Genomic DNA, 23846 nt, shown 5'->3' with positions numbered 1-23846 from the left:
CTGCTCAATTTTGGGCTTCATGAAAGCGTCATGAGTCCCATCTACTCCAATTCACTAAAATTCTGGGCTTCATGAACTCTTGTAAGAGGGCTGGATTCTCTTAAAAATAACCATTCTTGGATGAAATAGGTCACTTCATCCAAACCCTTTATCCCAATGAATCATAGTATGTGTAAGGATTCAATGGGGATGTCCACTATGAGATGAGAGAGGAACGAACAAATGGTCAATCAGGACTTTTGGAAAAATAAAAATGTATTTGTTACCGGTCATACCGGTTTTAAAGGTTCATGGCTGTGTTTATGGCTTCTTTCCTTAGGAGCAAACGTAACTGGATATAGTTTAAAGCCGCCGACCACACCTAGTTTATTTGAATTATGTCAGTTGGAACAGCTAATCCCCACTCATTATGGTGATATCCGCGATCAACAAGCCTTAGAAAAGGCGCTCCACTCAGCGAAGCCGGATATTGTGATTCATATGGCGGCACAGCCGTTGGTGCGTGCCTCTTACTTAAATCCAGTTGACACCTACGCAACGAATGTAATGGGAACGGTGAATTTACTAGAGTCAGTGAGAACGGCGGTTCAAAAAGGAATCAACATTAAAGCAGTAGTAAATGTGACTACAGATAAATGCTACAACAATCAAGAATGGCCATGGGGATACCGGGAAAATGATACGCTCGGAGGCTATGACCCTTATTCCAATAGCAAAGCATGCTCTGAACTCGTAACAGACGCGTATCGGAATTCTTTTTTTCAAGGTGATGTGGGGATTGCGAGTGCAAGAGCGGGTAACGTGATTGGCGGAGGAGATTGGGCGGTTGACCGCTTGCTTCCGGATTGCTTCCGAACACTACAGTCAAATGGAAAAATAAAAATCCGCAACCCTCATGCGATTCGACCTTGGCAGCATGTATTAGATCCATTAAGCGGCTATTTATCCTTAGCGGAAAAGCTATACACGGAAGGAAAGACGTTTGCCGAAGGGTGGAATTTCGGTCCTGATGATGGTGATGGGAAGACGGTGGAATGGATTGTGAAACAAATTTGTGCGAAATGGGGAACTAGCGCCTCTTATGAAGTCGAGCCAGGACCACACCCGCATGAAGCCCATTATTTACGACTCGATTGCTCGAAGGCAAAATTCAAATTGGGCTGGTATCCGAGATGGAATGTCGAGCAGGCAATTGACAAAAGTGTGGAATGGACAAGGGCTTATTTAGCGAATGAGGATGTAAAGGCTGTCTGCTTACGTCAAATCGAGGAATATATATAAAGCTAACAAACGAAAGGGGGAGAATCATGAAAGTCGTTATACTAAGTGGAGGAAAAGGCGCGAGAATGAGTGAAATCACCAATGACCTTCCGAAGCCCCTTGCATTAATAGGGGATAAACCGATTCTTTGGCATATTATGAAAATTTTTCAGAACTATGGTTTTAATGAATTTATTTTATTACTCGGTTATAGAGGCGACAAGATCAAGGAATATTTTATGGACTACGAATGGAAGAATAATAGTTTTACGATGGACTCCTCTACCGGTGATATTAAAATCTTAGGTCCGACAGAAAAGTGGAAGATTACGTTTGTTGATACCGGTTTGAATACCATGACTGGAGGTAGAATTAAGATGGCTCAAAAATATATTGGGGACGAAAGTTTCCTCTTAACCTATGGTGATGGCCTATGTGATGTTAATTTGCACGAGTTGATTCAATTTCATAAGACGAGAGGAACCATTGCGACCGTAACAGGAATTAAGAATAAGAGTCAATTTGGCACATTAACGGTAAATCAGGGTATCGCAGAATCCTTTGAGGAAAAAACGCAGACAGATGGAATTATCAATGGGGGGTACTTTGTGCTAAGTCCTGAGGTCTTCTACTACCTAAGGGATGATGACCAATGCATATTTGAAGAGGAACCGTTGAAAAAATTAACTCAAGACCGGCAATTATCTGTCTATCTGCATAATGGATTTTGGACAGCCATTGATACTTATAAAAATGTATTGGACATCAATGAGATGTGGGAGCAAGGGAACATTGTATGGAACCCGAAGCTAAAATGAGTACCACACTGGGTTCAGAGAATATTTTTTGTACCATTTTATCGAAAACACGGGTTTATCAGGGTCTTGCGTTACTTGCGAGCTTAAAACAGGTATTGGCTGAGGATTTTTCCCTCTTTATTCATTGTATAGACCTAGCATCTTATAAACTATTGAAAAAAATGAAACTAGAGAATGTGCATTTCATACGAGAGAAAATACTAGATGAAAGCATTCGAAATCTAAAGCATGAACGAAAGATCCATGAATACTGCTGGACGTTGAAACCTGTGATTTGTGACTATCTGCTCAACAAGTATCCTTCTGTCAAACGTATTACCTATCTCGATTCAGATTTGTACTTCTGGTCAGACCCAACATCCATTTTTAAAAACCAGCCTGACTGTTCGGTGCTGCTTTCCATTGAAGAAAAATACCGACCTAATGTGAACCAAAGAATTGTACAGAGAAAAAGTAAGATTACTGGAATTTATAATTCAGGATTTATCTCTTTCAAGAATGATGGAATCGGAGTGAAGGCGGTGAAGTGGTGGAGGGAGAAATGCTTGGAGGCTTGCAGGATTGCGCCAGAAGAGGGTATTTTTGGAGATCAGAAATACTTAGATGATATGCCCTCCCTATTCTCTACTAGCTGCGATATTGCAACACCAGGTGTAAATGTAGGTCCATGGAATGTATTAAAATATCAATTTTCAAACGTGGATGATTCGGTTTTCATTGATGAACATTTGCTTGTTTTTTACCATTTTAGTGGTTTAAGAGTCGTTGCCAAGGACAAAGTCAAGTATGTTCATCGAGTGAATCGGAGGAAACTCCCTTTTATTTATTCGCTTTATATCAAAGCGATTACGGAAGCGGTTGAGTTAGTAGCAAAATTAGATCCTGATTTTAACGGCTTCGCAGATGAAACAGCATTGCAAAGATATTGGTAAGGTGGTGAACGAATATAAAAATAGATCCTCCTATAGGTTACTACAATCGTACAGTTGATTTTATATCCGCCTTTAAGGATCATTCTGCTCCTACGCATTACAAAAGATTCCCTGTTGAGCGTACCATTATGAAAAATCAGCCAAAGGGAGTCGAAGTGATTAATTGGCAGTATCATCCTCATTTACCTAGGCAATTCGTTGCGACTATTCCATGGGGGCGTGTTTGGGGATGGAATGGAAGTGTCATTACACCTGATAATAAGCTTTTATGGGATGTTTCGTTTGAGTATCATCATACTCCGAAGACACATCCTATATTCTACAATAAACTTCCTTCTATATCCTATATACCAGAAACGTTAGCTGTCATCACCTCCCAAGTAAGTTTCAATTACTTCCATTGGATGTTTGATGTTTTGCCACGGTTAGAATTACTGCGCAAAAGCAACCTTGATTATGACCGAATTGTTATCAATCGCGGAAAATACTTTACAAAAGAGAATTGTGGATTTCAGAATGAAAGCTTAAAATTGCTTGGTATTTCGCAAGACATGCTGATTGAATGTAATCCAGAAACCCATATTCTAGCAAAGAAATTAATTGTTTCTTCCATGGCGGGCTATTCCGCACATGTACCGAAAAATGTCTGTCAGTTTTTAAGAAATGAATTTTTAGAAAAGGTCACGATTCGAAAAGAAAGCAAATATAAACGAATTTATATAAGTCGTGAAGATGCAACCCATCGAAAGGTATTGAATGAAGAAGAGGTATTTTCTATTTTAAAAAAATTCGGATTTAAATTAGTTAAATTATCCACTTTGTCATTTGTAGAAAAAATTGAGCTGTTTCATTGTGCAGAAGTGATCGTTTCCCCACACGGGGCGGGGCTTACGAATCTTATCTTTTGTAACCCAGGCACCAAAATCGTTGAAATGTTTACGCCAACGTATTTAATGCCTTGCTTTCATATCATTAGTAATCATATGGATCTTGATTACTATGGTTTGATAGGTGAAGAGATGCCGCAGGATGAAAATCGCAGCAACCATAAAGATCCCATTGTAATTGATATAGCTAAGCTGAAAAAAACGCTTGAATTAGCGGAGATCAGGTAGGAATTTCTTTTAAGAAATGAGGTGTTAGGAATGGAAAGTGCCTACTGCAGTCTTATGACGAAAAGCAGATTGTATCAGTTTCTTGCCCTGTTTGTATCTCTGAATAAGGTCAGAGCGGGAAATTTTAGGTTTTATGTCCTCTGTGTGGATGATGAAACATACCATCTGCTAAAGAAATTAAATTGGGGAAATCTCACGGTTTTCCAAGATAAAGAGCTTGGCGAGGATATTTTAGCCTTAAAAAAAGAAAGAAGAATTCACGAGTATTGCTGGACATTGAAGGCTTTATTTTTGGAGATGGTCCTTACAAAGTATCCTGAATTGATGCGTGTGACCTTTATGGATTCCGATTTATATTTTTGGGATGATCCTGAAATCATTTTTAATAAGCAGCCAGATTGTTCGGTTTTGTTATCAAGAGAAGAAAAATATAGGCCAGAATGGAAGCCAAATTTCATTAAGAAGGTTACGAAATTAACGGGAGAATACAATTCGGGTTTTATCAGCTTTAAGCGCGATGAGATGGGGATTGCCTGTTTACGTTGGTGGAAGGAACAGACATTAGAGGCGTGTCGAATCGACCCTCGAAATGGGATATTCGGTGATCAAAAGTATTTGAATGAAATGCCTCGAGTTTTTTCAAATATATGCGATATTACCACGCCCGGCGTCAATATCGGTCCTTGGGATTACCGTAAGTATACCTTTTCGAAAAAAGATGACCATGTATTTATCAATCACATTCCGCTTATCTTTTACCATTTCAGCGGGGTTAGAATCAAAAAAGGTGATAATGGGCCAGAGTTTGTGCACGAATGTAAGGTAAATACCCCATTTGTTTTCAATCATTATCAAAAAATGCTATCGGACCTGATTACCATCATTAAACATTTGGAGCCTGAATTTGACGGATTTGCCACAAAAGAGGATTTACAAAAGTATTGGTAGTTTTGAAGAGAAGGAGGAGTGGCAGTGAGAGATCTTAGGCGGGTTTGCAGGGAATTTAGGATTGGAAGGCTGCAGGAGGTAGAAGGCCTTCTCGGCGGTGGTTACATTAACGGTAATCTGAAAATCCGCACGACCAAGGGAAACTTCGTGGTTCGAATCTTCCTTAAGGAAGTTGCAGAAGAAAGTCTGAAGTATGCTTATTCTATTGTTTCAAAGCTTGCTAAAGAAGGCGTTCCTGCTCTGTTGCCGCTCCTGAATAGTCAGGGTGTAACTCACACAAGGTATAAGGAGTTTGTCGTCGAGATTACTCCTTTCGTAGAAGCCTCTCGTTTTCATTGGGTCCCTGAGCAAGCCTACTATAGTGGGAAAACGCTGCGCCGGATGCACGATACCCTAATTGGGATGGAGAATAGTCCGAAACCAACGGGCGTTTATCAATATTACCAGCTTGATCCCGCAGCCATGATGGAGGAATTGATAAAAAATGGTCATACCTTACCAAGTCATGAGGGAACTGCGTTTGATGAATATTTTAGCTTGTTGGAGCCTCTTAGCATCGACACTAGTAATCTGCCGAAGACAATCATTCATGGTGATTGGAATCCAAGCAATCAATTGTATGACGAGAATAATGAAGTTTGCAGTTTCATGGATTTTGATACTCTGCAGCAGGGTGAACGGGTATTGGATGTTGCTTATGCGCTTTATTTTTTCCTTATCCAGCGGCGTAATGAAATGGTGACACAGGAGTTTTTGAAAGGGTACGGGGCTTTGACACAGCAGGAAATCCATGTTCTTCCGTCTCTGATTGCCAAAATTGGCTTGTACTTTGGGATATTGGTTAAATATGGAGAGTTTCAGTTTGAGAGAAATCTGGACCAATTGAAATGGGTAATCTCTGAGCAAGGCAGGAATACAGTTCAAGAATTCTGCATAAGAGATTCATAATCCTATTGTTGGAAGGCATGATGTGAATGCAGAGTTGGAAAAATAATAACGTATTTGTGACTGGCAGCACAGGGTTCGTTGGAAGTCATTTGGTGCAGAAACTACTGCGATTAGGCGCAAATGTAACTGCGCTGGTGAGAAAACCTCAATCACATGACACAATAAATTTTGTTCTGGGAAGCTTGGATGATTTTCAGGTAATCAAAAAAGCCCTCGAAGAATATGAAATTGATACCGTTTTTCATATGGCTGCCCTTGCTGTGGCGGGGGAAGCGCACCTCAATCCAGTTGCCGCCTTTGAAACTAATATTCGCGGAACCTGGAATGTATTGGAGGCTTGCCGGCAAACTTCAGTTAAAAGAGTGATTGTCACTTCTAGTGAAAAAGTGTATGGTGATGTCGCAAATCCTCCTTATGTTGAGTCCATGCCTTTGGCAGGGAGATACCCCTATGATGTTTCCAAAAGCTGTGCTGATTTAATTGCGAACTCCTATTATCATACCTATCGACTGCCGGTATGTATGGTTCGGTGCGGAAATTTATTTGGGGGCGGGGATTTGAATTTTAGTAGACTCATTCCAGAAACCATTCAGTCCCTTTTTAAAAGGAATGCACCGGTGATCAGGAGTGATGGTAGCTCGGCCCGGGACTTTTTTTATATTGAGGATGGTGTTCGAGCTCATTTACTAGTGGCAGAAAAAATGGAAAACCGTCCAATCGCAGGCGAAGCCTTTCATTTCAGTTATGAAAGCCCGCAGAGTGTTTTGGAAGTAGTGGATAAAATTACAAAGTTGATGAATAGTAATTTAATGCCGATTATTCAAAATCAAACTAATCATGAACCTAACATTCAATATCTGTGTTCGGAAAAGGCTAGGGATATGTTGGGCTGGAAACCAATGTTTAGCTTCGAATCCGGTTTGATGAAAACAATCGAGTGGTATCAAAAGTACTTCGAAGACCGTGTTGGCTGACATGGTCTATTGTGCTTTAAGTCTTTTTATTGCTTTCACAAGCAGTAAAATATACACCACCAGTATTCCGTACCCCACAAAGATAATGAGGATGGGGACATAATCCGGAGTACTTGGTGAATCACTTGAAAACGCTGCTAACAGGAGCGGCATTACTGGCAGCATAAAAGCGGCGGGACCGGAACTAATTACAAGAACAGCACCAGCTCCAATGACAATCCATGGCCAAACTGGCTTTTTGACAGGAGGATGTTCCTGAATGATCGGTTCTGGTGTAACTTGAACCTGCGGTGAAATTTGGTTGTTTTTTGCCTGTTGGTATGCCTTTATGGCTGAATAAGCCTTTTTTCATCCCCCAAATTGTCACAGTGAGAATGCCTAGGATGAAAATGGTATAAAAAATGGAAAAAAAGCTAAATTCATCTGGTTTCCACAGAGGAATGGCAAGAATTATCAGCATCCCTGGAGCGGCTTATAGTAAAAATATCCCGCCGCCAATGAGGACAAACCATGCCCATAAAGGGTTCTCTATTTTTTTATGATTCATTTAGTAGTCTCCTAGAGTGTTATACTATTATTATATTTGTAGTAGCTGAAAAAGGGAATTATTAGGCGAATACATTTGGCTATTCCTCGACAAAAAAATTTCTTAGAAACTGGTAAAAGTTCGTTTTTTTAAACGGGTTGTAGTAGTTTTAATTAAACGATTAGTTGGGAAGAAAAAAGTCGGAGTTTGTCGAGATGTACATAGTTACAGGATTTGAGAATATGTTAATGAATAATTGAGGTGGGGTTGGAAGATGGCAGATTTGCGTTATCCGATTGGAATATTTTCTTTTGATGATCCTTTGACAATGGAAGTGGTTGAAAATTGGGTGAAGGAAATGGAAGTTGCACCATTTCAACTAAGAGAGGCAGTAAGGAATTTAAGTGAGGTACAGCTCGATACCCAGTATCGTCCAGGAGGCTGGACTGTTCGCCAAGTTGTTCATCACATTGCAGACAGCCATATGAACAGCTATATAAGATTCAAATTAGCGCTGACGGAGAATCAGCCAACGATTAGACCTTATTTCGAGGATAGGTGGGCGGAACTTCCGGATTCTAAGTTACCGATTGATATTTCGTTGTCCCTCCTAGAAGCTTTACATGGGCGGTGGGTAACATTGCTGCGTTCTTTGAAAGAATCTGATTTAGAAAAAACCTTCGTCCATCCTGAATCAGGTGTTCAAACAGTAGGGAACACTATTGGAATGTATGCATGGCACGGACGTCATCATATCGCCCATATTACCTCCCTTCGTAATCGGCTAGAGTGGTAACCTGAGACCGACTTTTTAAAGAGTCGGTCTATTCTTTTGAATAAAAATTGAAAAAAGAAACTAAAAAAAGTATTTAATATTGGTTGCAGGTAAAAACAGAATATATCGTGCTAGAAAATAGCTAAAAAAACACTAGTTGTTTTAATGAAGCTGTTTTCCAATTTTAAATTGATGCCTGCGAATTTAGCCAACAAAGTATACGGTTATAAATTGGTAGATGGAACGAAAGGGGGCTTTAGTTAGCACTTCATAAACTGAACCCCTACAATCCATATTTTTCTATTTTGTTATTCAGCGTTACGCGGGAAATACCAAGCAATTTGGCAGCGGCCGATTTGTTGCCATATGTTTTTTGCAATGCCTGAAAGATGTTGGAACGTTCATCCCCGTGTAAACCTGGTGCCGTTTCAGAGAAATGCGGCCGATGCGCTTGCTTAACCAGTTCACTTGGCAATTGTGCCGATGTGATCTGGTTGCCGTCTGCTAAAATCACCAGCCGTTCAATCGTATTTTTCAGTTGGCGAATGTTGTCGTTCCATGGTAGATGCATGAAGGTGACCATTACTTCCGGTACGATGTTGGGAACCGGCTTTTTATATTTACTGGCAAACTCTTGTAAAAACAATTGAATGAGTTCTGGTAAATCCTCCATTCTTTCACGAAGGGGAGGAATCGGAATTGACACGATATTGTTGGAATTCCGATAAAATTACTTCTCCGTTATTGTTCACACTATCCGCGTCTCCCCATAAAAGAATCCGAGCAAATTATGAAATTAAAGGAGCGAAAACACACAGTTACCTTTATTCGCTTCAAAGATGAAGGTCATTCCATCGAAAAACTAAACAATAAGATTATTACCCATACCTAAATGGTACATTTCCTTGATCAATATATTTGGCAAGTGATTCTACAATGACCTCCTTTTGCACTTTGAAGGGTCAAAACATGATGGACTTTTTTAGATTAAAACGTAAAAGGGAGTCCCCAAATTTGGGGACTCCCTCTTTAATAAATTTTAGTTGACATTAAAGAAGGTTTAAAAAATTGGTTTAAAACAACTTTAAAGAATTAGTTGATAGCTTTCTTCTTAAAGAAGGTCACGATGAAGATACTTTGTTCAAATTACATAGACTCAGAAATAACTGAAAGGAGTTTCCTAAGATAAAAAATACAAATTAATTGACAGAATTAATGAACACTATTAACATCCTATATGTTAACTTATTTTGTAATTTGGTTAACATACAGGAGGTGTGTGGTAAAATATTGGAATTATTTTAATTAAATTACCAGGAAGAGGACAGATGGTATGGAAGCCGAAAAGTATTATAGCGTTAGAATGAGAGCTGCCAAGAATGGATCACATGAACATGGGGGAAAGCATATATCTGGCGGGGAACTACTATCAACCTATAGCCATATGAAACAAGCAGTGAATGATTTACTGGAAAAAGGTTTACATCATTCAAGAGGAAATCCGGATTTTATGCAGATTCAATTTGAATTGATTGAAGAGCCTATTAAACTTATAAAGCCATTACAGGTTGCGACAAATATAGTGGAATCAGTAGATATGGGACAAGCATTGTGTAGAAAGCTTTTGGAGAAGGCTGGCATCAAAAGGCAGGTTATTGAAAAAGCCTATCAACATATGACTGAATATTCAATAATTAGGGGTGCTACATTAATTGATGTTCATTCAGGTGAACGTCTTGATGATCGGAATGATAAAGGCGTGCGTGTTTCCAGAATGGACTGGTTGAACACTAATTTTGAAAAATGGGCTGACTACTACAAGATGCCTAAAAACTCCAGAATTAAGGAGGCACTAGTCCTTGCAACAAAGGTATGTGAGCATCCGGCTACTGTCGCGGAATTATGTTGGTCAGATGATCCTGAATACATAACAGGGTATGTTGCAACTAAAAGGCTAGGCTATCAACGGATTACTAAGCTAAAAGAATACGGAGATGAACGAGGTTGTCGGATTTTTTTTGTTGATTGCTTAAGAAATCCGAATTCATACATACATTACTTAGAAAAACAGCCCGTCTTCATTCAATGGGAGGAAGAAAATGACACAAGAATTAATTGAAAAAAGTAAAAAGCATCTTTGGCTGCCTTTCACGCAAATGAAAGATTACGATGAAAATCCTTTGATTATTGAGAGTGGAAAAGGAATTAAAGTGAAAGACATTGATGGTAATGAATATTACGATGGCTTTTCTTCTGTTTGGCTTAATGTACATGGACACAGAAAAAAGGAATTAGATGACGCAATTACAAAACAACTTGGAAAAATTGCGCACTCAACCTTATTGGGTATGACCAATGTGCCAGCAACAGAGCTTGCTGAAAAACTAATTAAAATAAGTCCTGAAAAGCTGACACGTGTCTTTTTTTCTGATAGTGGAGCAGAAGCGATGGAAATTGCTCTTAAGATGGCTTTTCAATATTGGAAGAACATCGGTAAGCCAGAGAAACAAAAATTTATCTCCATGCAAAATGGCTACCATGGCGATACGATTGGTGCTGTAAGTGTCGGTTCGATTGCGCTATACCATCAAGTATACGGCCCATTAATGTTTGAGAGTTTTAAGGCACCCATTCCTTATGTATATCGTTTTGAGAGTGGTGATCCGGCCCAGTGCCGCGATGAATGTTTAAATACGCTTGAACAGTTACTGATTGAAAATCACCGAGAAATCGCTGCACTTACAATTGAATCGATTGTCCAAGGAGCAGGAGGCATAATTAGGATGCCAGAAGGGTTTTTGACCGGTGTACGTGAGCTTTGTACAAAATATGGTGTCTTACTGATTGTAGATGAAGTGGCAACGGGTTTTGGACGCACCGGGAAAATGTTTGCATGTGAACATGAAAGTGTCCAGCCAGACATTATGGCAATCGGGAAAGGAATTACAGGAGGCTATTTGCCCATTGCTGCTACATTAACAACAGAGGAAATCTACATGGCATTCTATGATGACTATCAAAAGTTAAAAACGTTGTTCCATGGTCATTCTTATACGGGAAATCAGCTGGGATGTGCCGTTGCACTTGAAAATTTACGTTTGTTTGAATCAGAAAAAATCGTAGAACAGGTAGCCAACAATTCAGAGTACCTTCATTTACTCCTTAATGAGCTGCAATCACTCCCACACGTAGGAGACATCAGACAACTTGGTTTTATGTGTGGAATCGAGCTTGTTCACTCAAAGGAAACAAAGGAGCCTTATCCTGCTGAAAAACGAGTAGGTTTTCAGGTTACCCTGAAAATGAGAGAGCTAGGTATGCTAACAAGACCATTGGGTGATGTCATTGTGTTTATGCCTCCGCTCGTTAGTACAAGGGATGACCTGAGAGCCATGGTTATGATCATGAAAGAAGCAATCAGTGAAGTAACAAATGGGGTAAGATTTGTTGAAGTTTGATGGATGGTTACGTCATCGATTAGACAAGACGAAAGAGGCCGGCTTGAATCGAAAGGTACGAACGATGAATACTGCCCCTCTTTCAAAGATGGTTATTGATGGTCAGAAACAGCTCGTCTTTGCATCCAATAATTATTTAGGGCTGGCAAATGATCACCGATTGATTTATGCAGCAGAAAGGATCCTACATGAGTTTGGCGTAGGAAGTAGTGGTTCCAGGTTAATTACAGGTCATACTGATTGGCATCAAAAACTTGAAGATAGAATCTCCAACTTTAAGCGAACAGAGGCTGCCCTCCTGTTTTCAAGCGGCTATTTAGCTAATGTTGGTGTGCTATCTTCATTACCTGAAAAAGGGGATGTTATTTTAAGTGATGAATTAAATCATGCAAGTATTATTGATGGCTGCCGACTATCAAAAGCCAACACCATGATTTATAACCATATTGATATGGATGATCTTGAAGAAAAGCTAAAAGCAACAGAATCTTGTCTGCGACGTTTTATTGTAACAGATGGAGTATTCAGTATGGATGGGACGATTGCGCCGCTTGATAAGATTATGTCACTTGCCAAAAGCTATCATGCTTTCGTGATTGTTGATGATGCTCACGCAACGGGTGTTTTAGGAGAGAACGGCAGGGGGACAAGCGAATATTTCGGTGTTTATCCAGATGTAATTATTGGTACCTTAAGCAAAGCCATTGGTACAGAAGGAGGTTTTGTCTGTGGATCGAAGGTGTTAATTGACTTTTTATTAAACCATGCTAGAACGTTTATCTTTCAAACATCACTTCCACCAGCCATCTGTGCAGCTTCATATAAAGCCTTAGAGATTATTGAACATAGTAAAGTAAAACGCGAATTGTTGCTTTCAAATGTTAAAAAGATAAGGATGAGTTTAGTAGATATGGGCTTTACGGTGAAAGGGGACAATACACCGATTCTACCTGTAATCATTGGTGATACCCATAAGACTGTCATATTTGCGAAAAGACTACAGGAAAAGGGAATATATGCACCAGCGATTCGCCCGCCAACCGTAGCATTAGGAGAAAGTCGTATTCGGTTAACCGTCACAGCTGACCATAATTTAAGCGAAATAGATTACTTGTTAGAGTCTTTTAATTTAATTGGAAAAGAGCTGAACATGATTAAATGAAGGGAATTTTTGTAACAGGAACGGATACAGGAGTTGGGAAAACCATTATAGCTTGTGGACTGGCAGCTGTTTTAAAAGAGGAAAGGTTTGATGTTGGAGTATTTAAGCCATTGTTAAGTGGTATTTCACGGGATGATCCAGAAAGCGATACAAGTTTGCTAAAGAAAATGTCACAAACGTATCTTTCCCATGAAGATATTACCCCTTTTCAATATAAGGAGCCACTTGCTCCTTACGTGGCTGGGAAGTTAGAAGGGAAGCTCATTGACATTGAAGAGGTGCTGCAACATTGGGAAATGATTAGAGTTAAACATCAATATTTCATTGTAGAAGGTGCTGGCGGTATTTCAGTCCCACTGGGTGAAAATTTTTTAGTTAGTGACTTAATGAAAGCTTTGGAGCTGCCAATTGTTATTGTAGCTCGACCTAATCTAGGTACCATCAATCATACTTTTTTAACTGTCCAATATGCAAAAAGTATAGGACTCAGAATTGCCGGAATTGTAATCAACGGCATAAGTCATCATCCTGACCTTGCCGAAATAACAAACCCGAAACTAATCGAAGAGTTATGTGGAGTCCCTATATTAGGAATAACCCCTAAACTTAAAGAAATAACACATGAAAACATTAAAAATATCGTAAAGGGTCACATCGATATGACATTATTAATCAATCAGATGGAGGCAGGAAGATGAATCAATGGATGGAACTTGCAGGTAAAGTGTTAGGTGGGATAGAAGTATCAAATGAGGAGGCCCTGTCAATCTTAGAATGTCCAGATGATGACGTATTGTTGCTCATGCATGCTGCTTTTCAAATAAGAAAGCGTGTTTATGGAAAAAAAGTAAAGCTTAATATGATCATGAATGCAAAATCTGGACTTTGTCCGGAGAACTGTGGCTATTGCTCTCAATCTTCTATTTCGACAGCACCGATTAACTCTTACAGAATGGTAAACAAGGACACCATTTTAGAAGGAGCAAAGCGTGCACATGATTTAAATATAGGAACCTATTGTATTGTTGCAAGTGGTAGAGGGCCATCTAATCGAGAAGTTGATCAAGTGGTTGAAGCTGTAAAGGAAATCAAGGACTCATATGGATTAAAAGTTTGTGCCTGTCTTGGTCTGTTAAAGCCGGAACAAGCTCAGCGACTAAAGGAAGCCGGGGTAGATCGGTACAATCATAATATCAATACCTCATCAAGCAACCATGCAAATATTACCACTTCACATACGTATGATGATCGAGTCAATACGGTAGAAATGGTAAAAGAATCAGGAATGTCTCCATGTTCTGGTGTCATTATAGGGATGAAGGAAACAAAGCAGGATGTGGTCGATATGGCTAACAGCTTAAAAGCCCTTGATGCAGATTCCATCCCTATAAATTTTTTACACGCCATTGATGGTACTCCACTAGAAGGAGTAAAAGAATTAAATCCAATTTACTGTTTAAAAGTCTTGGCATTATTTCGTTTTATCAACCCAACAAAGGAAATTCGAATTTCAGGCGGCCGAGAAGTCAACCTTCGTTCACTACAACCATTAGGACTATATGCAGCAAATTCCATCTTTGTCGGAGATTACTTAACAACAGCAGGGCAAGCGGAAAGTGAAGATCATAAAATGTTAGTTGATTTAGGATTTGAGGTTGAGTCGGTAGAAGAAATGAAAGCTAGTCTAGCAGGGGAAAATTAATAAAAACAGTTTCCAAGAGTTTTCTATAGATGTATTTATTATTATGGTCGCATCTATGAAAAACGAATAGGATTGAATTTGTAGGGGGCATGAAATGAAGAATGTTTTAAATGAACATTTAGAAGAAATGATAACCAGACCATTTTCGCTTACTTCTCCTGAGTTTTTAAGAAATCCTTATCCTTATTATGATAAGCTGCGGTCCGTTAATCCTATCTACTGGGGGAATTCAGTAAAATATCCAGGATGGTATGTAACCGGATATGAAGAGGCAGTAGCGATCCTTAAAGATGCCCGATTTCAAAATCGTATTCCTTTACCACAGACATCAAAAAAGTATGAGCATCTTAAAAATATACAGAATGACATGATGCTTTTTAAGAATCAGCCTGATCATAAGCGGTTACGGATGCTCGTAAGTAATGTATTTACTCCAAGTGTTATTGAAGCTTATCGTCCTTATATAGAAGAAACTGTTAATGAGCTACTGAATGAGGTGGAGAATAAGAAAGGAATGGATGTTGTTTCAGATTATGCGTTTCCTTTAGCCAGCCTCATTATAGCTAAAATTTTAGGAGTTCCAGCGGAGGAACGGAATCAATTTAGAGAATGGGCTGTAACCTTAATTCAAACAATAGATTTTACTCGAACGAGAATGGGATTAGCAAATGGTAACGATGCGATTAGAAGGTTACTAGATTATTTTAGAGAGCTGATTACAAAGCGGAAACATAACCCACAAGATGACCTGATTAGCATGTTAATTAAAGAGGAACAGCAGGGTGACAAGTTAACAGAAGAAGAATTACTGTCAACTTGTATTTTACTTGTTATTGCTGGACATGAAACAACCGTAAATCTCATTAGCAATTCGGTCCTTTCCTTATTAAATCACCCTGAGCAATTAGTGGAGCTAAAGCAAAGACCATCGCTAATTGAAAGGGCAGTTGAGGAGTTTTTACGCTATGAGAGTCCAACCCAGATGACAGCTCGCCTTGCATCAGAAGATATTGAATTTAATGGGACGACCATAAAAAAAGGTGAACAAGTATATATCCTTTTAGGAGCTGCCAATCGAGATCCGAAAAAATTCTTTCATGCTAATGTGCTTGATATAACTAGGAATCCTAATCCTCATATTGCCTTTGGATATGGTATTCATTTCTGTTTAGGTTCCTCATTAGCCCGATTAGAAGCACAAATTGCGATTCATACACTCGTACAGCGATTGCCCAACCTTCAAATTGCTACTCCTTACCTACAATGGCGAAAACTTACAGGTTTTCGATCGCTAAAAGAACTGCCAATTACTTTTACCTAAGAGTTGAATATAGAATCTGTTTTTATTTTGAAATTCATAATGGAAAAACCAAAATAACCAAACAATGTTCGGTTATTTTGGTTTTTTACGAGGTCATCACATCTCTTTTTGATAGTGAAAAGCATATAAGCAGTACAGGAAATCGTCAAAAAGAAGGGAGAATATACCCTCCAGTTCGCCATTTCCAGAAACACTCGTTCTTATGATGAAACACACAAAATCATGATAAAATAAAAACAGGCAAACCTAATAGTTTACCTGTTCAGCAACACTACCTATACTTAAATATTTCCTCTGAATTCAAGCGTTTCACTTCATAAAAAAATACTTGAATGAATTTTTTTGTATTTACTCGAGTTTGAGTTGCTTGTATTGTTTTATTTTTTTGTAATTCCTTGATTCTCTGGTGAACGACAGTAAAATCAAAAAATTTTGAAGCATAATTTTCAAACTTCGGATTTGAAAAATCTGTTAAACCCAGAGACGCAAAATGATTTAACGAATGAGTAATCGCCCTACGAATACGTTGTTCGGAAGCTTTTATCTCTCGATTAATATCAGCTTGTGTAGCTGATGGTCCAAGTTTTTTTTTCGATATTTGTACAAATATATCTTTAAGGGTTGGAAAATGTTGTTCAAAAGTATGAGTAATTTCATACTGAAATAAATATTGAATAATTTCTAGTAAATCTTTATGCCCATTTTCACCTATGATCCCTAATTCAGCCAAAAGAAATCCCCCGACCTCTAGAATTCTTTTTTCATTTAAAATATTTGATTTGTCAACTTTTGGCTGATTCACAATTAGTAAACTATTTAAAGAGGTTTGGATATCATTAATCGATCTTTCTAAATTGATCCGTTCCATTACTTTTCGAATAACTGTTAATACTTCAATACGATTAATTGGTTTAGTAATATAATATTCGATCCCGAGAGAGTAAGCTTCGGCAATCAGTTCTTTTGATTCAACTTGTGAAATCATGATAACTTTTCCAGAAAACGTACCTTTTAAGTGGCGAATTGTTTCAATTCCATCGCGGATTGGCATTAATAAATCAATAAATAAAATATCAATTTGTTTTAAATTCAAAATGTGTCCTTCTAATAGGTCGCCATCTTCCGCTTCCTCAACCACTTCTCCTAGGTCTTCGTCTTCTATAATTTGCCTTAAGATTGAACGAATAGCGCAATCATCATCAGTTATAAAAAAACGCATGGAACCCACCCTTACCTTTTCTGAATCAAATTAATAATCGGTAACTTAATTAAAAAAACAATGCCGTTGTTATGATTATTCTGAAATTGAATCACTCCTTCAAGGTCTTTCACTACTTCACTTACATATGAGAGTCCAATTCCTGTTGAAGGTGTTCCTAAATGATCATACTTCGAGGTAAATCCAGGCTGAAAGATCACATCCTCATATTTTTGAGGGATGCCAGGTCCAGTATCAGCAACTTGAAATTCAACCATATCGCTAAGTTCACGCAAATTTAAACTAACGCTTCCCTTTTCTTTAATTGCTTCCACTGCATTTGCTACTAAATTATTAATGAGAGATAACACAGTATAAACATGATAATTTGGATGGTTCCCTTCCACTGAATATAAAAATTTAATCTCTTTTCCTAGTGAGATGGCGTATTTTTCATTTATTCGTATAATTAATTGAATTAATTCAGTAGCATTCATATAGTCTTGAAAACTTTCATTAGTAATCAATTTAGAGAGCCCTGCATAAATTCGTTGGTTATCTTTTTTAACTTCATGAATTTCACCAGCAATACGTAATAATTTTTGACTAAATTGCTGGTGAAATACATTATGTTGTTTTTCCTGTTCTTTTAAATTGCGATATAAATGATAAGATTCCTTTGTAATATTCTCTGCATTTTTTAATGTTTTTTTTAATTGAATCTTTTCCTCATATAAATTAGAAATAAGCATTAACATGTGTTCATTTTGTTTTCTAATTTGTCTTTCCCTCGTCTGTACTTCATACAGTTTCATCATATTAAAAAAGCTTATAACAATAAAACTGTGGGCGAATGCGACCATGATCATATCATTTAGTTCCACGAACGTAATCGTTGTTTCTAATACGAAATATTGAATAATTAGTTCTACACAGTCGGACAGTATTTCGATTAAAAGGCCAATAAATCCGATTACCAAAGGCCTATTTTGAAAGCGGTTGGTTTTCACTATATAAAAGAGGCAAGAATAAGTGAAATAAAAGAAAAAACTTGGATATTGGGCTTGAAAGGAGGATGAGTAATCAAAATTTTCCTGCTGAATAAAGTCCATTAAAATACGAAAATGAACAACCATCGTTCCAGTTAAAAACCCGGATAAAACTGCTGGTGTTTTCTGCAGCAATAACAAAAAAAAGAAAAATGTCGGGGCTCCTAAGCTTACTCGAAATGTTTCATTTAAGGGATAAAACTTTATTTCACCTGCTAGTGGGACTGTTAACACCATTAGAACAAGAATATAGACGTCTTTTTTAACTAAAGTACTTACGTTCAAGGAGATCACCTCCCAGTTTTATTTGAAATCAGTATACAGTCTCATCATCCTCAATACAATGCTTAAATTATGTATAAGAAATAATCTATTAAACTCGAACATCTTAATTGGGCTTATCCCACTTTTGAAATAATTTTGTAGATTTTTTGTAGTTTTCTGTAAGATTATATAGTTCCAGTTATAAATTAAAGCTAAGTTCTTATAGAAAAATTTGAAAGCGCTTAACGATAATTAATTTTTTCAATTTTTATACTAGTCTATGATTATTTTTTTCAGTAGATGGGGATGAAAGGTAGAAAGTTTAAATTAAAAAATTAGAAAGGTGGAAGAATATGGTCGAAGGGATGTTAAAAGAGCGAAACATTACGGTTAATAGTCAAAGGAAAGCTTGCTTAGATGAATGGGTAACACATTATAAATCCTATGCTACTAAAGGACAAACCGCTCACTATATTCCTGCTTTAAGAAAGGAAAACTCATCGCATTTAGGTATTTGCATCATAAGACAGGATGGAACCATGATCAAGTCAGGGGATTATGAAGTAGGTTTCACGTTGCAAAGTATATCAAAAGTGCTAAGCTTTATAGCCGCGTGCTTGAGCTGTGGTATTTCTTATGTGTTAGAGAGGGTTGATGTAGAACCAACTGGGGATGCCTTCAACTCCATTATTCGTTTAGAAATGCATAAGACGGGAAAGCCATTTAACCCAATGATTAATGCTGGAGCGATTACCATCGCTTCACTCCTCCCAGGAGAAACTTCACACAAAAAACTAGAAGTTCTTTACACATTAATCGAAAAATTGATAGGAAAACGCCCGGCCATTAATAAGGAAGTATATCAATCTGAGTGGGAAACCTCTCATCGAAATAGAGCTTTAGCTTACTATTTAAAGGAAACGGATTATTTAGAATCGGATGTAGAGGTAGCTTTAGAGGTTTACATGAAACAATGTTCGATAGAAGTAAACACAGAAGACATAGCCTTGATTGGACTGATTCTTGCACATGATGGATATCATCCTATTCGTAAAGAACAAGTCCTTCCTAAAAAAGTAGCTAAATTAGCCAAAGCCTTAATGCTTACTTGTGGAATGTACAATGCTTCGGGTAAATTTGCAGCATTTGTCGGTTTGCCAGCCAAAAGTGGTGTATCTGGGGGCATTATGGCACTAGTTCCTCCAAACGTCAGAAGTGCACTGCCTTTTCAAGATGGATGTGGTATCGGGATATATGGACCCGCGATTGATGAATATGGGAATAGCCTAACAGGTGTTATGTTATTGAAACATATAGCACAAGAATGGGATCTAAGTATTTTCTAAAAAGCATAATGTCTGGTGAAAATAATAAAGGAAGACAATAAGTCGCTAAATATTTATATTTTGATATCAAACTACTAAACTTTTACAGGAGTGATGAATGAACATGCAACAATTACTTCATGATATTATTAGCTTAACAAATGATTTTCTATGGTCAAAGTTATTAATTATTATGCTAGTTTTATTCGGTCTTTATTTCACATTTAAATCGAAATTTGTACAGTTTCGAATGTTAAAGGAAATGGTCCGTGTATTAATGGAGGGGAGAACTGGTTCTAAAGAAAGCATTTCCCCATTTCAAGCGTTCTGTATTGGGATGGCGGCACGCGTTGGAACAGGTAATATTACAGGAATTGCGATTGCGATTGCATTAGGCGGTCCTGGAGCGGTATTTTGGATGTGGATTATTTCTATTATTAGCTCAGCATCCAGCTTTATTGAAAGTACGTTAGCACAAGTATATAAAGTAAAAGATAAAGACGGTTTCCGTGGCGGCCCATCCTATTATATGGAAAAAGGATTAAACAAACGTTGGATGGGAGTATTATTCTCCATTTTAATTACGCTTTCTTTCGGTCTTGTATTTAATTCTGTACAATCAAATACCGTTACAATTGCTTTTGAGAACGCATTTGGTACAGATCGTTTAACTGTAGGGATTATCATGGCACTTGCTTTCGCTGCGATTATCTTTGGCGGTGTGAAGAGTATTGCAAAAATAGCTGAATACAAGGTTATGCTTTTAGCTGTGTTATACCTCGGTATTGCCTTATTTGTCATAGCAACGAACATAACAAAAATGCCGGAAGTTCTTTCTCTTATTGTTAAAAACGCGTTTGGCTTTGAGCAAGCTGTAGGCGGTTCACTCGGCGCTGCGATCATGCATGGAGTTAAACGTGGCTTATTCTCGAATGAAGCCGGTATGGGGAGTGCACCAAACGTTGCCGCAACAGCAACAACAAGTCACCCGGTGAAACAAGGACTTATTCAAGCTTTTGGCGTATTAACGGATACACTGATCGTCTGTACAAGCACAGCATTTATTATTTTACTTTCCGATGCTTACAAACAACCAGAGTTAAATGGTATTGCCCTTACACAAGCAGCATTAAGTGAACATGTTGGTTCCTGGGCATCAGGCTGTCTAGCCATCTTTATTTTCCTATTTGGATTCGGTGCGTTAATTGGTAACTATTATTATGGGGAAACAAACATTCGCTTTTTACACAAAAGTAAAGCATGGTTGATGATATACCGAATAAGCGTATTCGCCATGATTTTATTCGGTTCAGTTGCAAAGATTCAACTTGTATGGGATTTAGCTGATTTATTTATGGGCCTCATGGTTATCGTAAACTTAATTGCGATTCTTTTATTATCAAAAGTGGCTTTTGCTGCATTAACGGATTACATGAAACAGAAAAAGGAGGGTAAAGATCCGGTATTTTATAAAGATACTATTAAGAATCATGAGAACATTGAATGTTGGGAACTCTCTCAAGTTGATTCAACCTTAGAACAGGAAAAGGCCATATAATAATAAGACGTTTAAACACATTCTGGTCTGAATATCTTTAGATTTTTTCGGGTAGAATCCTGCATATACATCTAAAACAAATCCACTACTTTGACATTCAAGTAGTGGATTTCAAATTTATTTTTACAATCCTATCTAATTGTTGGTTTATTTTTATGACACCTAAAGCAGAGAACATCTTTTTCTTAAACTATCAAAATTAAATAAGGAAAATGGACGAATCAAAAAGTATAAAAACTTTGAATTGCGTCCCATTTTCCTTCTAGTTATTATGATAAGGTTCTTAAAAAGTAGCTGATGCAAAACAATCATCATTAAAATAAATAATCTCGGAAAGAATCTTACATCCTTGAATATTCTTGAAAGCTTCCCTTGCTTCTTTTTCCGTGTCAAATTCAAACATCGAAGTATTTTCCTTTGAATATAAAGTGATTACCCACATAAAAAATTCCCCCAATAAAAGATTACTGCCTCTTTTCACATAGACTGATAGATAATTTCTAATACTGTAGGTTTAATTTATAATAGGACCTACAAAATCATACGGAAAAATACAAAACAAGTTAAAAGTTTCAAAACATATTAGTGTTATATTAGTCATTAACAAAATCCAAAGATCATCGTCTTTCAATGAAGAATAGTCAGAACAATATTAAGACTCGATACATAAATTCCCTATATAAGGTAATATTACTAGTCAAGAAATGATTTTTTATAAATGACAACATTTTTACAGAAAATGCTCCTTATGTCAGCTGCAGACATGGGATATTTATTAGGTGATAAATATGTGGACAACGATCGTTTCCTATCTTCCAGACTGGAATGTTTTTATGCAAGCTTTTATTGCGTTTTTCATCCCCTATTCTATCTCGAAATTTTTTAGTTGGATCAGTACATTAGAGGAAGAGTGATGAGAATCTGGAAATCAAAGATCAGAAAAACAAGAAACCATACAAATGAAAGTAAAAAAAAGGAAGATTATAAACCTTATCAATATCCAACAGGTCATTTTACGGGCGATTTTACCTTGGATTTGGAACTTATCAAGCAAGAAATCAGTGATAACTCGGATGTGCACGTTCGAGAGTTTACTATCGGGCGTACAGGCATTCGGTCGGCCATCATTTTTGTAGAAGGACTGTCCGATAAAGATCTCATCGACAAACATATTATGAAATCATTGATGGTTGATTTTTTCAACGAATTTAAACTGGAACCATCTTATGTAAAAGGAACCATTTCAAAAGAGTTTATTAAAAATCAAATTCTTTCTATTAGTGAAGTAAAAGAAGTCAATCATATTAAAGAGTTGTTAGCAAAAATATTGACAGGTATGACAGCCCTTTTAATTGATGGACTATCCGATGCGTTCATTCTGGGTACAACCAAAGCAAACAAACGGAGTATTGAAGAGCCGGTATCAGAAGCACTGGTCAGAGGTCCACGAGTTGGTTTTACTGAAATTTTAACCGATAATACCGCCCTTTTACGACGCCATGGTGAAAACGTGAACTTATCATTAATAAAATTCCAAATAGGAAAACGGGCAAAAAAAGAATTGGCCATCGTTTATATGAAAGAGATTGCTGACCCGGAATTAGTAGAAGAAGTAAAGAAAAGAATTCAGAAAATCGATATTGATCATGTACCGGAATCAGGCTATGTTGAGCAACTGATCGAAGATAATTACCTTAGTCCCTTTCCTCAAGTACAAAGTACAGAGCGTCCTGACCGTGTTATCAGCGCATTAATGGAAGGACGAGTAGCAATCTTGTTAGATGGAACGCCTTTCGCTTTGATCGCCCCGGTTACGTTTAGTATGTTATTGCAATCCCCAGAAGATTATTATGAACGATGGTTTCCCGGCTCCCTCTTCCGTCTTTTACGTTTTGGAGCAGCCCTTGTTACGTTGTTTGCACCTTCACTTTATATTTCTTTTATCTCGTTTCATCCGGGATTGATCCCAAGCAAGTTAGCCATTTCAATTACAGGAACTAGAGAAGGTGTTCCGTTCCCCTCACTAATAGAAGCACTGTTAATGGAAATAGCCATCGAAATTTTACGGGAAGCTGGGCTGCGTTTACCTAAACCCATTGGCCCAGCGATGGGGATTGTTGGCGGACTAATCATCGGTGAAGCAGCCGTCCAAGCAGGGATTGTTAGTAATATTATGGTTATTGTAGTAGCAATAACCGCCATTTCTTCCTTTGCCATTCCGAGTTATAGTGCAGGGATCCCATTGCGTATTCTTCGCTTTGTAGCCATGTTTGCTGCTGCATTTTTTGGATTGTACGGAGTCATTCTGTTTTTCCTCTTGCTTTGCAGTCATTTGGTGAAACTGAAGAGTTTTGGCGTACCTTATACCAGTCCTGCTGTACCTTATCGATTAAGTGACTTGAAAGATTTAATGGTCCGCATGCCTATTCAGATGATGAAACGTCGTCCGAAGATGATGCATACGAAAGATCAATTTCGTAAAGAATAGCCTAATTAGAAGGGAAGTGAACCCA

21 protein-coding genes are annotated in these 23846 nt (G+C 37.8%); 17 read left to right on the top strand and 4 right to left on the bottom strand.

Annotated features, from left to right (window positions below; all coding sequences use genetic code 11):
• The first annotated feature begins 222 nt into the window (after window positions 1-222).
• The 8 genes from rfbG to ACIQAA_RS08605 all read left to right on the top strand — a co-directional run bounded on the left by rfbG (window position 223) and on the right by ACIQAA_RS08605 (window position 8317).
• On the top strand, window positions 223-1281 hold the full coding sequence (rfbG, locus tag ACIQAA_RS08640; protein ID WP_402617725.1) for a CDP-glucose 4,6-dehydratase: 1059 nt from the start codon (window positions 223-225) through the stop codon (window positions 1279-1281).
• 26 nt (window positions 1282-1307) lie between these two features.
• Window positions 1308-2078: a sugar phosphate nucleotidyltransferase gene (locus tag ACIQAA_RS08635; protein WP_402617723.1), complete on the top strand. Its 771-nt coding sequence runs from the start codon at window positions 1308-1310 to the stop codon at window positions 2076-2078.
• The gene (locus ACIQAA_RS08630; protein WP_402617720.1) at window positions 2057-3010 is read left to right on the top strand and encodes a glycosyltransferase; all 954 of its coding nucleotides are present in this window, start codon (window positions 2057-2059) and stop codon (window positions 3008-3010) included. Before ACIQAA_RS08635 ends, ACIQAA_RS08630 begins: the two co-directional genes overlap by 22 nt.
• 128 nt (window positions 3011-3138) lie before the next feature.
• Window positions 3139-4125 (top strand): glycosyltransferase family 61 protein, encoded by a 987-nt coding sequence (locus ACIQAA_RS08625; protein ID WP_402617717.1) that lies wholly within the window; start codon window positions 3139-3141, stop codon window positions 4123-4125.
• 30 nt (window positions 4126-4155) lie between these two features.
• Window positions 4156-5073, top strand: a complete 918-nt coding sequence (locus tag ACIQAA_RS08620; RefSeq protein WP_402617714.1) for a putative nucleotide-diphospho-sugar transferase — start codon at window positions 4156-4158, stop codon at window positions 5071-5073.
• Window positions 5074-5097: 24 nt separating this feature from the next.
• Entirely contained in the window at window positions 5098-6021 is a 924-nt protein-coding gene (locus ACIQAA_RS08615; RefSeq protein ID WP_402617711.1) for a phosphotransferase enzyme family protein, read from the top strand.
• A 26-nt stretch (window positions 6022-6047) separates the two neighbouring features.
• A complete protein-coding gene (locus ACIQAA_RS08610) occupies window positions 6048-6995 on the top strand; it encodes an NAD-dependent epimerase/dehydratase family protein (RefSeq protein ID WP_402617708.1) in 948 nt (315 codons plus the stop codon).
• 800 nt (window positions 6996-7795) lie between these two features.
• The gene (locus ACIQAA_RS08605) at window positions 7796-8317 is read left to right on the top strand and encodes a YfiT family bacillithiol transferase (RefSeq protein ID WP_402617707.1); all 522 of its coding nucleotides are present in this window, start codon (window positions 7796-7798) and stop codon (window positions 8315-8317) included.
• Between the two features lie 262 nt (window positions 8318-8579).
• Here the strand turns inward: ACIQAA_RS08605 and ACIQAA_RS08600 are convergent, their stop codons facing one another.
• A complete protein-coding gene (locus tag ACIQAA_RS08600; RefSeq protein WP_402617704.1) occupies window positions 8580-8969 on the bottom strand; it encodes an AAA-type ATPase lid domain-containing protein in 390 nt (129 codons plus the stop codon).
• A 660-nt stretch (window positions 8970-9629) separates the two neighbouring features.
• Between ACIQAA_RS08600 and bioW the strand changes: the two genes are divergently transcribed.
• From bioW to ACIQAA_RS08570, 6 genes are all read left to right on the top strand, one after another.
• Window positions 9630-10415 (top strand): 6-carboxyhexanoate--CoA ligase, encoded by a 786-nt coding sequence (gene bioW, locus ACIQAA_RS08595; protein WP_402617701.1) that lies wholly within the window; start codon window positions 9630-9632, stop codon window positions 10413-10415.
• The gene (gene bioA / locus ACIQAA_RS08590) at window positions 10396-11754 is read left to right on the top strand and encodes an adenosylmethionine--8-amino-7-oxononanoate transaminase (RefSeq protein WP_402617697.1); all 1359 of its coding nucleotides are present in this window, start codon (window positions 10396-10398) and stop codon (window positions 11752-11754) included. Before bioW ends, bioA begins: the two co-directional genes overlap by 20 nt.
• Entirely contained in the window at window positions 11744-12916 is a 1173-nt protein-coding gene (bioF, locus tag ACIQAA_RS08585) for an 8-amino-7-oxononanoate synthase (protein WP_402617694.1), read from the top strand. Before bioA ends, bioF begins: the two co-directional genes overlap by 11 nt.
• Complete coding sequence (gene bioD / locus ACIQAA_RS08580; RefSeq protein ID WP_402617692.1) at window positions 12913-13614, top strand: dethiobiotin synthase; 702 nt, start codon at window positions 12913-12915, stop codon at window positions 13612-13614. The genes bioF and bioD overlap by 4 nt, the downstream gene beginning before the upstream one ends.
• A complete protein-coding gene (gene bioB, locus ACIQAA_RS08575) occupies window positions 13611-14618 on the top strand; it encodes a biotin synthase BioB (RefSeq protein ID WP_402617689.1) in 1008 nt (335 codons plus the stop codon). The genes bioD and bioB overlap by 4 nt, the downstream gene beginning before the upstream one ends.
• Before the next feature lie 94 nt (window positions 14619-14712).
• Entirely contained in the window at window positions 14713-15939 is a 1227-nt protein-coding gene (locus ACIQAA_RS08570; RefSeq protein WP_402617687.1) for a cytochrome P450, read from the top strand.
• 271 nt (window positions 15940-16210) lie between these two features.
• On the opposite strand, the gene ACIQAA_RS08565 is transcribed toward ACIQAA_RS08570, so the two are convergent.
• Window positions 16211-17158, bottom strand: a complete 948-nt coding sequence (locus ACIQAA_RS08565) for a response regulator (protein WP_402617684.1) — start codon at window positions 17156-17158, stop codon at window positions 16211-16213.
• An 11-nt stretch (window positions 17159-17169) separates the two neighbouring features.
• Window positions 17170-18480, bottom strand: a complete 1311-nt coding sequence (locus tag ACIQAA_RS08560; RefSeq protein ID WP_402617681.1) for an ATP-binding protein — start codon at window positions 18478-18480, stop codon at window positions 17170-17172.
• 335 nt (window positions 18481-18815) lie between these two features.
• On the opposite strand from ACIQAA_RS08560, the gene ACIQAA_RS08555 reads away from it, so the two are divergent.
• Window positions 18816-19796, top strand: coding sequence for a glutaminase (locus tag ACIQAA_RS08555; RefSeq protein ID WP_402617905.1), 981 nt, complete (start codon window positions 18816-18818; stop codon window positions 19794-19796).
• A gap of 103 nt (window positions 19797-19899) precedes the next feature.
• On the top strand, window positions 19900-21333 hold the full coding sequence (locus ACIQAA_RS08550) for an alanine/glycine:cation symporter family protein (protein WP_402617902.1): 1434 nt from the start codon (window positions 19900-19902) through the stop codon (window positions 21331-21333).
• A gap of 283 nt (window positions 21334-21616) precedes the next feature.
• On the opposite strand, the gene ACIQAA_RS08545 is transcribed toward ACIQAA_RS08550, so the two are convergent.
• Complete coding sequence (locus ACIQAA_RS08545) at window positions 21617-21775, bottom strand: hypothetical protein (RefSeq protein ID WP_402617679.1); 159 nt, start codon at window positions 21773-21775, stop codon at window positions 21617-21619.
• A 471-nt stretch (window positions 21776-22246) separates the two neighbouring features.
• Here ACIQAA_RS08545 and ACIQAA_RS08540 point away from each other — a divergent pair, with 471 nt between their 5' ends.
• On the top strand, window positions 22247-23821 hold the full coding sequence (locus ACIQAA_RS08540) for a spore germination protein (RefSeq protein WP_402617676.1): 1575 nt from the start codon (window positions 22247-22249) through the stop codon (window positions 23819-23821).
• Window positions 23822-23846: the final 25 nt, after the last annotated feature.

Source organism: Neobacillus sp. NPDC093182, assembly GCF_044754045.1.
This window is presented reverse-complemented; position numbering and strand designations above follow the sequence as displayed.